This is a genomic window from Nonomuraea fastidiosa, assembly GCF_042751225.1.
GTDB classification, from domain to species: Bacteria; Actinomycetota; Actinomycetes; order Streptosporangiales; family Streptosporangiaceae; genus Nonomuraea; species Nonomuraea fastidiosa.
Map to the genome: position 1 here is coordinate 7,116,478 of NZ_CP170570.1, position 11,810 is coordinate 7,128,287.

General features: G+C 70.6%; 12 protein-coding genes and 1 pseudogene. 7 read left to right on the top strand and 6 right to left on the bottom strand.

Annotation, left to right across the window (positions count from 1 at the left end):
* Positions 1-8 precede the first annotated feature (8 nt).
* Entirely contained in the window at positions 9-932 is a 924-nt protein-coding gene (locus tag ACFMQL_RS32550) for an AEC family transporter (protein WP_364052218.1), read from the bottom strand.
* A 411-nt stretch (positions 933-1,343) separates the two neighbouring features.
* On the opposite strand from ACFMQL_RS32550, the pseudogene ctaD reads away from it, so the two are divergent.
* Together ctaD and ACFMQL_RS32560 are read left to right on the top strand one after the other, a co-directional pair.
* Positions 1,344-2,905, top strand: a pseudogene (gene ctaD / locus ACFMQL_RS32555) (cytochrome c oxidase subunit I).
* Positions 2,902-3,138, top strand: coding sequence for a DUF3040 domain-containing protein (locus tag ACFMQL_RS32560; RefSeq protein ID WP_364052212.1), 237 nt, complete (start codon positions 2,902-2,904; stop codon positions 3,136-3,138). Before ctaD ends, ACFMQL_RS32560 begins: the two are co-directional and overlap by 4 nt.
* Positions 3,139-3,224: 86 nt before the next feature.
* On the opposite strand, the gene ACFMQL_RS32565 is transcribed toward ACFMQL_RS32560, so the two are convergent.
* The 3 genes from ACFMQL_RS32565 to ACFMQL_RS32575 are packed head-to-tail and all read right to left on the bottom strand — an operon-like array spanning position 3,225 to position 4,368.
* Positions 3,225-3,632: a hypothetical protein gene (locus tag ACFMQL_RS32565; RefSeq protein WP_364052209.1), complete on the bottom strand. Its 408-nt coding sequence runs from the start codon at positions 3,630-3,632 to the stop codon at positions 3,225-3,227.
* On the bottom strand, positions 3,632-3,916 hold the full coding sequence (locus tag ACFMQL_RS32570; RefSeq protein WP_378788591.1) for an alpha/beta fold hydrolase: 285 nt from the start codon (positions 3,914-3,916) through the stop codon (positions 3,632-3,634). The genes ACFMQL_RS32565 and ACFMQL_RS32570 overlap by 1 nt, the downstream gene beginning before the upstream one ends.
* Positions 3,913-4,368, bottom strand: coding sequence for a MarR family transcriptional regulator (locus ACFMQL_RS32575; RefSeq protein ID WP_364052203.1), 456 nt, complete (start codon positions 4,366-4,368; stop codon positions 3,913-3,915). Before ACFMQL_RS32575 ends, ACFMQL_RS32570 begins: the two co-directional genes overlap by 4 nt.
* Positions 4,369-5,034: 666 nt before the next feature.
* Between ACFMQL_RS32575 and ACFMQL_RS32580 the strand changes: the two genes are divergently transcribed.
* Positions 5,035-5,844 (top strand): hypothetical protein, encoded by an 810-nt coding sequence (locus ACFMQL_RS32580; protein WP_364052200.1) that lies wholly within the window; start codon positions 5,035-5,037, stop codon positions 5,842-5,844.
* A 193-nt stretch (positions 5,845-6,037) separates the two neighbouring features.
* Here ACFMQL_RS32580 and ACFMQL_RS32585 read toward each other — a convergent pair whose 3' ends face one another.
* Positions 6,038-7,267, bottom strand: coding sequence for a hypothetical protein (locus ACFMQL_RS32585; protein WP_364052197.1), 1,230 nt, complete (start codon positions 7,265-7,267; stop codon positions 6,038-6,040).
* A gap of 137 nt (positions 7,268-7,404) precedes the next feature.
* On the opposite strand from ACFMQL_RS32585, the gene ACFMQL_RS32590 reads away from it, so the two are divergent.
* The 4 genes from ACFMQL_RS32590 to ACFMQL_RS32605 all read left to right on the top strand — a co-directional run bounded on the left by ACFMQL_RS32590 (position 7,405) and on the right by ACFMQL_RS32605 (position 10,164).
* Positions 7,405-7,959 carry a TetR/AcrR family transcriptional regulator gene (locus ACFMQL_RS32590; RefSeq protein WP_378788594.1) on the top strand — a complete coding sequence of 185 codons (555 nt, stop codon included), beginning with the start codon at positions 7,405-7,407 and terminating at the stop codon, positions 7,957-7,959.
* Positions 7,960-7,984: 25 nt separating this feature from the next.
* Positions 7,985-8,368, top strand: a complete 384-nt coding sequence (locus ACFMQL_RS32595) for a tautomerase family protein (protein ID WP_364052191.1) — start codon at positions 7,985-7,987, stop codon at positions 8,366-8,368.
* A 168-nt stretch (positions 8,369-8,536) separates the two neighbouring features.
* The gene (locus ACFMQL_RS32600; RefSeq protein WP_364052188.1) at positions 8,537-9,370 is read left to right on the top strand and encodes a helix-turn-helix transcriptional regulator; all 834 of its coding nucleotides are present in this window, start codon (positions 8,537-8,539) and stop codon (positions 9,368-9,370) included.
* Entirely contained in the window at positions 9,367-10,164 is a 798-nt protein-coding gene (locus tag ACFMQL_RS32605) for an SAM-dependent methyltransferase (RefSeq protein WP_364052185.1), read from the top strand. Before ACFMQL_RS32600 ends, ACFMQL_RS32605 begins: the two co-directional genes overlap by 4 nt.
* Positions 10,165-10,280: 116 nt before the next feature.
* Here the strand turns inward: ACFMQL_RS32605 and ACFMQL_RS32610 are convergent, their stop codons facing one another.
* Entirely contained in the window at positions 10,281-11,714 is a 1,434-nt protein-coding gene (locus ACFMQL_RS32610; RefSeq protein ID WP_378788596.1) for an amidohydrolase family protein, read from the bottom strand.
* Positions 11,715-11,810: the final 96 nt, after the last annotated feature.

Consider the following 11,810-nt stretch of genomic DNA (forward strand, 5'->3'; position numbering starts at 1 on the left):
GGTGGCGGTCAACCCAGTACGGCGCCGATGGCGGTCATGATCGGGATGGACAGGCCGGTCGTCACCAAGATGGTGCCGCGCGCCAGCCGCCGGGCGGTGTCGTACGTGACGGCGTACACGTAGATGTTCTGGGCCGTGGGCAGCGCGGCGAAGAGGGTGGCCGCGAGCAGGTGCAGGCCGTCGAGGTGGAGGGCGAAACGCGCGGTCAGGTACGCCACCGTCGGCTGGGCGACGGCCTTGAGCGCCACGGCCAGCGCGATGTCCTTGCCCACGCCGTCCTCCTCGGGGGCGGGCGCCTGGCGGCGGGAGCCGTACAGGCTGAGGCCGTACGCCAGCAGCGCCACCGGCACGGCCGCGCCGCCCAGCAGGTCGATCGGGCGCATGACCGCGACCGGCAGCGAGACGCCGCTCACCGCGAGCGCCAGGCCGAGCAGCGAGGCGACCGTGAGCGGGTTCCTGAACGGCAGCAGCAGGGCGGCGCGCGGGGAGCGGGCGCCCTTGTCCAGGATCAGGAACGACACCGGGGTCAGCACCAGAAGCTGGAAGAGCAGGATGGGGGCGATCAGGGCGGCGTCGCCCAGCACGTACAGGGAGATCGGCACGCCCAGGTTTCCGGCGTTGACGTACGAGGAGGCCAGGGCGCCGATCGTGGCCTGCCGGGTGTCGCGACGGAACACCAGCCTGGCCACCAGCACGAAGACCAGCTGCGTGAACGCCACCGCGATGACCTCGGTGAGCAGCACCGGCGACAGCAGCGCCGCCAGATCGGCCTTGGAGACGGTGGCGAACATCAGCGCCGGGGTCGCCACGAAGAACGCCAGCCGCGACAGCGTCAGCTCGTCGCTCGCCCGGAGCAGTCCGGTGGCCCCGATGACGTAGCCGAGTACGGCGACCGACACCAGAGCGGCGAACGCCGCGACAACCCCCGACACCCAATACCTCCCCAAGTGGTCGATTCAGGAGGCTATCGGAGGTCGATTTCTCGGCTGTGAGCTGGTGGTGTGTGTGAGGTGGTGTGGGCGGTGTTCGACTCAGGGAGGCTGTCGGAGGTCGGCTGTGCGGCTGTTGCCTGGTGGTGCTCGGTGGACACAGGTGGGTCACGGGCGCCGCGGGGTGCGCTGAGCATAGGTCCGGACGGAGAGGGTAAGCCCGTCGTACGGCGCTGACCTGCGAAAACAGGGCAGCGCAGGCATGTGGGGGCAAAATGGGGGGCTTCGGTGACCATTGAGGAACCGCGTACTGACGAACCGTTGACGTCCGCCCTGTCGCCGGTCGAGGCCAAAGGCAAGGGGCGGCTCATCGTGGCCTGGCTCTCGAGCACGGACCACAAGATCATCGGCTACATGTACCTGATCGCCTCGTTCCTGTTCTTCCTGCTGGCCGGGATCATGGCCCTGGTCATCCGGGGCGAGCTGGCACAGCCCGGCCTGGACCTGGTCAGCCCCGAGGCGTACAACCAGCTGTTCACCATGCACGGCACGATCATGATGCTGTTCTTCGCGACCCCGCTGTTCGCCGGGTTCGCGAACGTGATCATGCCGCTCCAGATCGGCGCCCCCGACGTGGCCTTCCCCGGCTCAACGCGGTCAGCTTCTGGCTCTTCCTGTTCGGCGGCCTCATCGCCGTCAGCGGGTTCTTCAGCGCCGGCGGCGCCGCCGACTTCGGGTGGTTCGCCTACACCCCGCTCTCGCACTCCACGTTCAGCCCCACCATAGGCGGCGATCTGTGGATCATGGGCCTGGCGCTGTCAGGACTCGGCACCATCCTCGGCTCGGTCAACTTCATCACCACGATCATCACCATGCGCGCCCCCGGCATGACGATGTTCCGGATGCCGATCTTCACCTGGAATACGCTGCTCACCAGCATGCTCGTGCTGATGGCGTTCCCGGTGCTGGCCGCCGCGCTGCTCGCGCTGGAGGCCGACCGCAAGCTCGGCACCCACGTCTACGACCCCACCAACGCCGGGGCCATGCTCTGGCAGCACCTGTTCTGGTTCTTCGGGCATCCCGAGGTCTACATCATCGCGCTGCCGTTCTTCGGCATCATCACCGAGGTCATCCCGGTCTTCAGCCGCAAGCCCGTCTTCGGCTACATCGGCCTGGTCGGCGCGACCATCGCCATCTCGGGACTGTCGATGACGGTGTGGGCGCACCACATGTTCGGCACCGGCCAGGTGCTGCTGCCGTTCTTCGCCTTCACCACGTTCCTCATCGCCATCCCCACGGGCGTGAAGTTCTTCAACTGGACCGGCACCATGTGGCGCGGCCACATCAGCTTCCAGACGCCCATGCTGTTCGCGGTCGGCTTCCTCGTCACCTTCCTGCTGGGCGGGCTGACCGGGATGATCCTGGCCTCGCCGCCGCTCGACTTCCACATCACCGACACGTACTTCGTCGTCGCCCACTTCCACTACGTGGTCTTCGGCACGGTGGTGTTCGCGATGTTCTCGGGCTTCTACTTCTGGTGGCCCAAGATGACGGGAAAGATGCTGAACGAACGGCTCGGCAAGGTGCACTTCTGGATGCTGTTCATCGGCTTCCACACCACGTTCCTGGTGCAGCACTGGCTGGGCGTGGCCGGCATGCCGCGCCGGTACGCCGACTACAGCGCCATCGACCACTTCACCGACCTGCACCTCATCTCGTCCATCGGCGCGCTGATCCTGGGACTGTCCACGCTGCCGTTCCTCTACAACGTCTGGTGGAGCGCCCGTCACGCGCCCCGCGTCACCGTGGACGACCCGTGGGGCTTCGGCAACTCCCTGGAATGGGCGACGAGCTGCCCGCCGCCGCGCCACAACTTCACCAGCCTGCCGCGCATCCGCTCGGAGCGGCCCGCCTTCGACCTGCACTACCCCCACTCGGCTCCTCCCGCCGTCGAAGCCGCCGCGGAGAAGGAGTGAGCATCGTGGACGGCCTGTCGCCCCACGAGCAGCTCATCCTGGCGGAGATCGAGCTGGAGCTGCGCCACACCGAAGCGCGCCTGGCCAGCAGGCTGAGCGCCTTCAACGCCAGAGTCGGCGAGGACAACCCGCAGCGCTTCGCCTCGCAGGTCGGCAACTGGGAGGTGGCCGCCGTGCTGGGCATGGTGCTGCTCATCTCCGCCCTGGTGACCCTCTTCGTCCTGTCCTGCTGACGCTGCGGGAGGCCCTAGGCCGGCCGGTTATGGGCTCACGCACGCGCCGCTCGGTACGGCTCGGCGTCTGAGCGTGTGCCGGGGTGTCAGCGGCGGCCGCGGAACGTGCGGCGCAGGTCGGACACCCACTCCTGCGGGATCTCCCACGGGATGAAGTGCCCGCCGCGATCGTGGCAGGTGACGCCGGCGTGGTTGTACCAGGCCGCCCGGTCGCTCTCCAGGAACTGCCGGATGCGCTGCTCGCCGGTCGTCACGCCCGGCGGGTTCTCGTAGCCGACGAACGTGATGCCCGTCGGTGCCTCCACCACCGGCCATCGGCCGTGCGACGGCGTCCACGGGTAGCGGTTGTTGTTGGCGTACGTGCGGATAGACGAGGCGATCGACTCGCCCGCCCAGTAGATGGTCGCGTGCGTGAGCAGGTCGTCCTTGCTGAACACCCGCTCCACGTCGCAGCCCGCCGCCGCATACCGCTCGTGCCCGAGCACGCCAGTCATCAGCTCGTGCCAGACGTCGGCGATCTTCCAGAAATCATGTCGGGACGGGCGGTGAGCGGCGTGGAGAAGCCGAACCCGGGCAGCGACGGCACGATCACGTCGAACGACTCCGCCGGGTCGCCCCCGTACGCGGCCGGATCCGCCAGCGCGTCGACGACCTTCGACCAGTGCCAGAACGTCCATGGCCAGCCGTGGCTCAAGATCAGCGGCACCGGATCCGGCCCAGCCCCGGGGCGGCGCATGAAGTGCACGTGCAGCGGCACCGGCTCCGGCGGCCTGTTCATGGTCGATCCTCCAGTCGTTCGGCGATCTCGGTCAGCCGGCCGAGTACCCGCATCACGTCGGCGAGCGCGGCCCGGTCGTCGCCGTCCAGGTGGTCCACCAGGCGGCGCAGCCGCGCGACGCGGTCGGCGCGCCGGGAGTCGACGATCCGCCGGCCCTCGGGCGTGAGCGACAGCAGGACGGCCCGCCCGTCGCGGGGGTCGGGACGGCGTGACACCAGCCCCTCGCGTTCCAGCTTCGCCACGAGGCTGGTCAGCGCGGGCTGCTTGAGCTGCTCGGTCGCCGTCAGGTCGGTGAGCCGCATCGGGCCCTTGCGCGACAGGGTGTGGAGCACCGACAGGGTCGATGTATTTCGGCTCAGGAGGGTCGGTCGCCTGGAAGCCGGACATGCCGGGTGACGAACGGGGCGGAACGCGGAGGAGATGGGGCCGCTCCGTGAGAAGATCGAGATCATGATTGGACTGCCTGGCTCAGGCCGCCCGGGCGCTCACGATGCCCGCGCGACGGCCACCGACTCCTCCGTGACGTCCTTCGCGCGGCCGGGGCTGCTCGGCCATGCCGCTGTCGTGGAGAGGACGGGTGCGGTCGAGTGCTGAGCATGCCGAAAGCCCACGACGACGCCGCCGTCCCCGCCGTCTCCGGAGGCGCGCAGTCCTTAACGTCCGGCGATGACCATTCCCTGCACGGGCCTGACCCGCTGACCGGCGACCTCGCCGCGCCACACCGGTCCGGCTCCTTGCCCGGTGAGCTTGCCGCGCCGCACCTGCCGGGTTCGTTGCCGGGCGACGAACGCGCCGCGCACCCGCCGGACCCGCTGCCCGGCCCTTCCCGGCTCCCCAGCCGCCTGGCCGCCAGGGCGAGCGGTCCCCGCTCCGGCCCTGCCGGGGCGAGTCCTGGCACGGCAGGTGAGCCGGAGGGCCATGCCCTTCGCGCGGCAGGCGGGCCGGACGATCGGAACCCGGGAATGACAGGCGGGCCGGAAGACGGTGACCCTCGTACGTCCGAGCCGCAGGCGAGCGGACAAGGTGACCTTGATGCCGGGACGGCGGAGCCGCGGGCCGGGAGCGTCGGCCGGATTCCAGGGCTCCGGCCGCGCCGCAGGCCCGGTGACGGGGGTGAGGTGGCCGGTGCCGACGTCGACTTCGTGGACGGGCTGGCGGCGCCGACCCGCCGTACGGTCGTGGCCTGGCTGACCGAGAAGCCCTCCAAGGCGACCCGGCAGGCCAGGCTGCAGGTGCTGGCCGCGTTCCTGCGCTGGCTCCAGGACGCCGAGCCCGCCCTCGACCCGCTCGCGGCCACCGGCGCCCACCTCGACGCCTACTGCAACGGCGCGCTCAGCGGCACGCTGACCGTCGGCGTGCGCACCCCGGGCAGGCCGCTGTCGCCGACCACCGTGTCCAGGAAGCGGGCGATGCTGTCGGCGTTCTACACGTTCGCCTGGCAGCGGGGCGCCGTACGGCCCGGCCCCATCCCCGCGCTGACCCCCGGCGACCGGCGGCTGCTGCGCAAGGGCGTCGCCCGGCTGGCCGCCGAAGGCAAGCCCGCCGAGGCCGTCGCGGTCGCGCTGCTCGACGCCACCGGCGCGCCGGTCTCCTCGCTGGCCGGGATCACCCTGCAGGACCTGCGGGCGGTGACCGCCGGCGAACCCGCCATCGTCACCGTCGCCGACGGCCGCGGCGACCTCGTGGCCTTCCCGGTCCCGCCGGTGGCCAGGCCCCTGCTGCGTACGCTGTCGTCGTCCAGGACCCCTGGAGAGCCGCTCATCAAGCAGGAGGACGGGCACCCCGTGGACGTCCGGTGGGTCAAGGAGGCGCTCACCGAGGCCGCCCTGGCCGGCGGCATCCCCCGCCGCCGCGCCGAGGCGCTCGACCCCCACATGATGCAGGCGCCGACGGTCTCCGACCTGCTCCGCACCCACGCCCCCCGCTGACCCGCCCCGGCGGCCGTCGTGACCGCCGGGCGCGACCGTGCCCAAGCCCGCCGTCCCTCCACGGCGGGCCGCACCCCCCGAATCGCCGCCTCCGACGTGCGACAAAGACGCGTACGAGCGGCGGAGGCCGGTACAAGCGGGCAAAGCCCGTGCCTGCTGCGAGGCCGCACGAGGGGTGAGGCCGAGCAGATCATCACTTCCCGCTCCCATGGGCGGCTCGCAGCTCGGCGAGCTTCTCCTTGACCAGCTCGTCCAGGGCCCGGCGCTGCTCGGGGTCCTCCTCCCAGGTGGCCTCCGCGCACAGCACCCTGGCCGCCTCGTGCGGTTCTGCGTTGCGCGCCGCGTACCAGTCGGGGCCGCCGCCGCAGTGCCTTGTTTCGTCGCTGCGCAAAATCGTCACGATGCCGGAGACGAGAATCTGCCTGGTCCACGGATTCTCGGCCACCACCTGCCGATCCACCGTCAGCCCGCCGCCCCGCAGCGCGCCGCCGAGGTAGTCGGTCTCCCACCGCCACACACGGAGGCTGTCGCCGGGTGCGACACTGCGGCGTTCGACGGGCACCGAGAACGTGGGCGTGCCGCGGCGGCACAACTCCTTGGCGATGCGATCGGCGTCGGCGCGCTCGCGCAGCCCGTACTCGGCCAGGTTCGCAAACGAGTCCCGCCTCGCCTGCTCGGCGTAGTAGCAGTCGATCACCGGATCCTCGTACCGGCCGGCGCGCCAGTACGGCGGGGCGCACGCGGCCAGCGTGAGGTCCGCGCCGTCCTCGATGTCGATCCCGTGCGCGCGCAGCCGCTGGTAGATGGTGACGCCGTCGGCTTCGGCCGTGCGGCGTTCCCGGCGCAGCCAGCCGTCGAAGGTGTCGAGGTCGGGGTCCGGGCACAGCGACACCCAGTCGGACACCGCCGAGACCGGCACCGGCACCTTCCGCCGCGCCGGAGGCGGCACGAGCCGCTCGGGCTCGATGTCGATCGAGTGGTACCCGACTCCGGGCACGAAATAGTGCTCCGGCGCCGCGTGCTCGATGGGGTCGAAGACGTCCCGGATCGGCCAGAACCTCAGCATCCACGTCTCGTCGCTCTTGCCCGTGCCGTGTCCGTCGCCGGGCCGGGGCTCGCGTAAGTACATCTGCACGCCGTACTCGAAGTGCGGCGGCCCGATCAGGAAGTCGTGTCCCCTGTACTCCATCATCGAGGTGATCGCGACCACGCCGCGCTCCGCGACGAACGTCTGCGTGCTGACCGGCGTCCATGAAGCGTCCGCGGGCTCCGGCTCGGCGTCCCACGACTCGAGCCGTACGGCGGCGGTGAAGTGGTGGATCTCCTCGGTGGGTGAGCTCCACAGAAGATCGGTGCCGTCCAGACCGAACGTGTTGTACTCGATGTGCACCTCGTCATCGAGCCTTCGCAGCAGTTGCGCCATGTGCCACACCCTTCCTTCGTGATCATGCCGGCTCGGCGCAGTATGGCCTGCCGCACCGACAATCCCGGGGGCGCAGGAGCTTCACGGTGTCGTACGCACCCAGCGCAGCACGTCCTGTACCTACTAGTATGTCCAGCATGGACACCAGGGAACGGCTCATCGAGAGCACCCGCGAGCTGCTGTGGGAGCGCGGCTATGTCGGCACCAGCCCCAAGGCGATCCAGCAGCGGTCGGGGGCCGGGCAAGGCAGCATGTACCACCACTTCAGCGGCAAGCCGGACCTCGCCCTGGCCGCCATCGACCGCAGCGCCGCGGAGCTGAGGCAGCGGGCCGAGGCCGCGTTCACCGGGCCGGGCAGCGCCGTCGAACGCGTCGCCGCCTACCTGCGCCGCGAGCGCGACGCGCTCAAGGGCTGTCCCGTCGGCCGCCTCACCCAGGACCCCGACGTGATGGCCGACCCCGGGCTGCGGCGGCCGGTCGAGGAGACGTTCACCTGGCTCACCGGACGCATCGCCGAGCTGCTCGAAGAGGGCCGCGCCGCAGGGGAGCTGGACCCCGCGCTCGACCCCAGGGTCACGGCCACGGCGCTCGTCGCCACGCTTCAGGGCGGGTATGTGCTGGCCCGCGCCGCCGGCGACGCCCAGGTGTTCGCCACGGCCGTCGAAGGCGCGCTCAGCATGCTCACCCGATAGCCCCGCATCCGAAAGGGAGACGACCATGCCGTTCGTCCGCATCGACGCGATGCGAGCCGCCCCCGAGCGGCTCGACGCGCTCGGCCGTGCCGTCCACGACGCCATGGTCGAGACCATCGGCATCCCGTCCGACGACCTGTTCCAGGTGCTGACCTCGCACGACGGCGCCCGCAGCGTGATGCGGTACGGCACGTTCCCCGGCCTGCGCCGTACCGACGACGTCGTCTTCATCGCGATCACCTTCCGGGCGGGCCGTACGCCCGAGCAGAAGAAGGCCATGTACCGGCGGATCGCCGAGCGTGCCCGCGAGTACGCGGGCACCGAGCCGCGCGACGTCTTCATCTCGGTGACCGAGAACGGGCCGATCGACTGGTCCTTCGGCGACGGGGTCGCCCACTACGTGCCCTGACGCGCCGCCCGCTCGGTGATTCCCTCGCTGAAAAATCTGTGATCTTCCAAGCGAAGGGCAGTGCCCCCTTTACATGGACTAATGCGATATGTCTACATAGAGTCTGGCGATCACTGAAAATCCGGTCGGGCGGTCCGGTGGCGTGCCGGGCCCGCGTGAAGGGGGCACGTGAACGGCGCGAGCACGGCGGCCGCCAGACAGACGGTGGGCGCTCGGCTGCGCCATCTGCGGCTCGACCGTGGACTCACCCTGGAAGCCGTGGCCGCGGAGACGGGCAGCTCGGCGCCGACGCTCTCCCGCATGGAGCGCGGCCAGGCCCCGTTCGACCGCGCCTTCCTGTCCCGGCTGCTGACGCTGTACGGGATCACCGACCCCTACCAGCAGGAGGCGCTGATCTCCGTGGCCGTGGGGCGGCGGGAACCGGGCTGGTGGGACCAGACGGTCCCGCTGGAAGAGACCGTGCTGTGGCATCACGAGCAGGCCGCGACGCTCATCCGCACGTACGCGACGCACTTCGTGCCGGACCTGCTGCGCACGCCGGAGTACGAGCAGGCCGTGCAGCGTGCCGTGCAGTTCCCGACGCCGCCCGGCGAGGTGACGCTGGCGAAGGCCGAGAACCTGCGCCGCCGCCAGGAGAGCCGGCGGGCCCGCCTGTGGGCCGTCATCGAGGAGACGGTGCTGCGGCGCCCGCTCGGCGGCGACGTGGCCGCGCACGTCCGGCAGCTCGACGAGCTGCTCAAGGCGTCCCGCGAGCCGGACATCACCCTCCAGATACTTCCCGCGGACTCCGCGTTCCTGCCGCCGGAGCCGTTCACGGTGCTGCGACTGCCGGATCAGCAGGTCATCGTGTTCCACCGCTTCGGCGGCGAGGAGCTCGGCGACCTGCGCGAGCACGAGCGGTACGGGTTGCTGCTCGACCAGCTCGCCGGCGTCGCGCGCACCCCGGCCGAGTCCGCGCTGATGCTCGCTGCCATCCGCGATCAACTCCGAGAAGGGACATGATGGTGAGTTCCCCCACCGAGCTCGACGCCTCCAAGCCGTCGTCGGCGCGCATCTATGACTACCTTCTGGGCGGCTGTGACCACTTCGCGGTCGACCGGGAGGCGGCCAAGACGTTCATGCTGGCCGTGCCGAACGCGCGCAACTCGGCCCGCGCGACGCGCGGGTTCGTGCTGCGTGCCACCCGGGCGATGGCCGAGCTGGGCATCCGCCAGTTCATCGACATCGGCTGCGGCATCCCGATCTACCCGAACGTGCACGACATCGCGCGCAAGGTGGTGCCGGACGCCCGGGTCGCGTACGTGGACAACGACCCGATCGTGCTGGCGAAGGGCCGCGCGCTGCGGGACGAGCAGGGCGTGGTGACCGTGGAGGGCGACCTGCGCAAGCCGGCCGAGATCTTCGCCGGCCCCGAGGTGTCCGGGCTGCTCGACCTCGATCAGCCGGTCGGGGTGCTGACGATCGCGGTGTGGCACTTCCTGCCCGAAGACGAGGTCTACCAGTACCAGGCGCAGATCCGGCAAGCGCTCGCCCCCGGCTCCTGCCTGGCGTTATCCCACGCCTGCGTGGACCACGTGTCGCAGGAGGAGGTGGAGGGCGGGCAGGCCGTGTACCGGCAGACCACGAACCCGATGCGGGCGCGCACCCGCGAGGAGATCGCCGGCCTGTTCGAAGGGTTCGAGCTGATCGATCCGGGCCTGGTGCCGTTGAGCGAGTGGCGGCCGCGCAAGGACGACCCCTACCCGGAGCGATCGCTGGAGGCGCTGGCCGGCGTCGGGGTGCTGCCCGCCCGCTGACAGCGGGCGGGCAAGGGGGATGACCGATGTCCGCTCCTTCCGCGCCGGCACGCGGGACTCTCGCGCCGGTATCCCGAGCCCGCGCACCGGCGCGGAAGGACGCAAGCGAGCGACGGCTACCTGCGGTGGGTGGCGTCGCTGCGGTAGTCGGTGTACGTGTACGGGTTGTCGAGCACCTTCGTCGTGGGGATGTCCGGGTTCATGCCCTTCTCCCAGGCCTCCTCGCCCAGCTCGCCGCGCAGGTACTCGACGGTCCTGTCCACCTGGGCACGGGCGGCGGCGAGGTCGATGCCGACCAGCCGGTGCTCGTGCTTGACCACCCGCCCGTTGACCAGCACCGTGTGCACGTCGCCGCGCTGCGCCTGGAACACCACGTGCCCGAACGGGTTGAGCAGCGGGAACGACACCGGCGAGTGATCGTTCTTGATGAGCACGATGTCGGCCTTCTTGCCCGGCTCGATGACGCCGAGGTCGCCGCGGCCGATGGCGTCGGCGCCGCCCCGGGTGGCCCAGTGCACCACCTGGTCGGCGCGGAGCGCGGCGTGCGTGACGGTCTCGCCCTTGGCCTGCGCCTCCAGGTGCTCGCGTGCGCGGTCGGCGCCGAGCGTGGTGCGCATGGCCGAGAACAGGTCGCCGCTCCACCACACGCTGGTGTCCATCGACAGCGAGACCGGGATGCCGTGCAGGCGGATGGCCCAGGTGGGCGGGTAGCCCTGGCCGGCGCTCTGCTCGCTCTCGGTGGAGACCGAGATGGAGCCGCCGGTGGCCGCGATGCGGTTGTAGGAGTCGGCCGACAGCGAGGCGGCGTGCACGTAGACCGTGCCGGGCGTCATGAAGCCGTGCTCGTACATGAGCCGGATGCCCTCGTCGCTGGTGGCGCCCCACACGCCGGCGTGCGTGGTGACGTTCACGCCGAGGTCGCGGGCCACCTCGAAGGCGGGTTTCTCGGGGAACGACGGGTCGCCCGTCACATCGAAGGCGATCTGGAAGCCGAGCATGTCGTCGCCGGAGATGCGGCGGCGCACGAAGTCGCGGAACTCGGGCGCGGTGGTCCACTCGGCGGGCGGCGCCTGGATGTTGCCGTAGGCGAGCACGTACCGGCCGGGCACCGCCTGCAGCGCGTCCACGGCGGCGTCGGCGTGGTCGGGCGTGCGCAGGCCGTGCGACCAGTCGACGACGGTGGTGACGCCGGCGTCCAGGGCCTCGATGGCGGCCAGGGTGTTGCCCGCGTGCACGTCCTCAGGGCGGAACAGCTTGCCGTACTCCAGGTAGTACCAGACGAAGTACTGGGTGAGCGTCCAGTCGGCGCCGTAGCCGCGCATCGCGGTCTGCCACATGTGCCGGTGGGTGTCGATCATGCCGGGCATGACGATGCCGCCGGAGGCGTCGATCTCGGCCGTGCCCTCAGGCACCTCAAGCCGGGGACCGATGGCGGCGATCTTGTCACCGGTGACCAGCACGTCCGTCTCTGTCAGCACCCGCCTGCCGTCCATCGGCAGCACGGTGCCGTTGCGCAGCACCAGCGGCCGCCCGGCCTCGAACTCGGTCATCGTCATAACTCCTCAAGGAAAGCAAAAAGCGCGAACATCTGTCCGTACAACGGTCATTCTGCCGGTAACTCTACGAGCGCACCGCACGCTGTCAAG

What these genes read in the sequence shown, in the direction of transcription:
- ACFMQL_RS32565 (WP_364052209.1), bottom strand. Translation starts at nt 3,632, where the DNA reads ATGACTGGCGTGCTCGGGCACGAGCGGTATGCGGCGGCGGGCTGCGAC.
- ACFMQL_RS32570 (WP_378788591.1), bottom strand. Translation starts at nt 3,916, where the DNA reads ATGAACAGGCCGCCGGAGCCGGTGCCGCTGCACGTGCACTTCATGCGC.
- ACFMQL_RS32610 (WP_378788596.1), bottom strand. Translation starts at nt 11,714, where the DNA reads ATGACCGAGTTCGAGGCCGGGCGGCCGCTGGTGCTGCGCAACGGCACC.
- ACFMQL_RS32605 (WP_364052185.1), top strand. Translation starts at nt 9,367, where the DNA reads ATGATGGTGAGTTCCCCCACCGAGCTCGACGCCTCCAAGCCGTCGTCG.
- ACFMQL_RS32590 (WP_378788594.1), top strand. Translation starts at nt 7,405, where the DNA reads ATGGACACCAGGGAACGGCTCATCGAGAGCACCCGCGAGCTGCTGTGG.
- ACFMQL_RS32585 (WP_364052197.1), bottom strand. Translation starts at nt 7,267, where the DNA reads ATGGCGCAACTGCTGCGAAGGCTCGATGACGAGGTGCACATCGAGTAC.
- ACFMQL_RS32595 (WP_364052191.1), top strand. Translation starts at nt 7,985, where the DNA reads ATGCCGTTCGTCCGCATCGACGCGATGCGAGCCGCCCCCGAGCGGCTC.
- ACFMQL_RS32575 (WP_364052203.1), bottom strand. Translation starts at nt 4,368, where the DNA reads ATGATCTCGATCTTCTCACGGAGCGGCCCCATCTCCTCCGCGTTCCGC.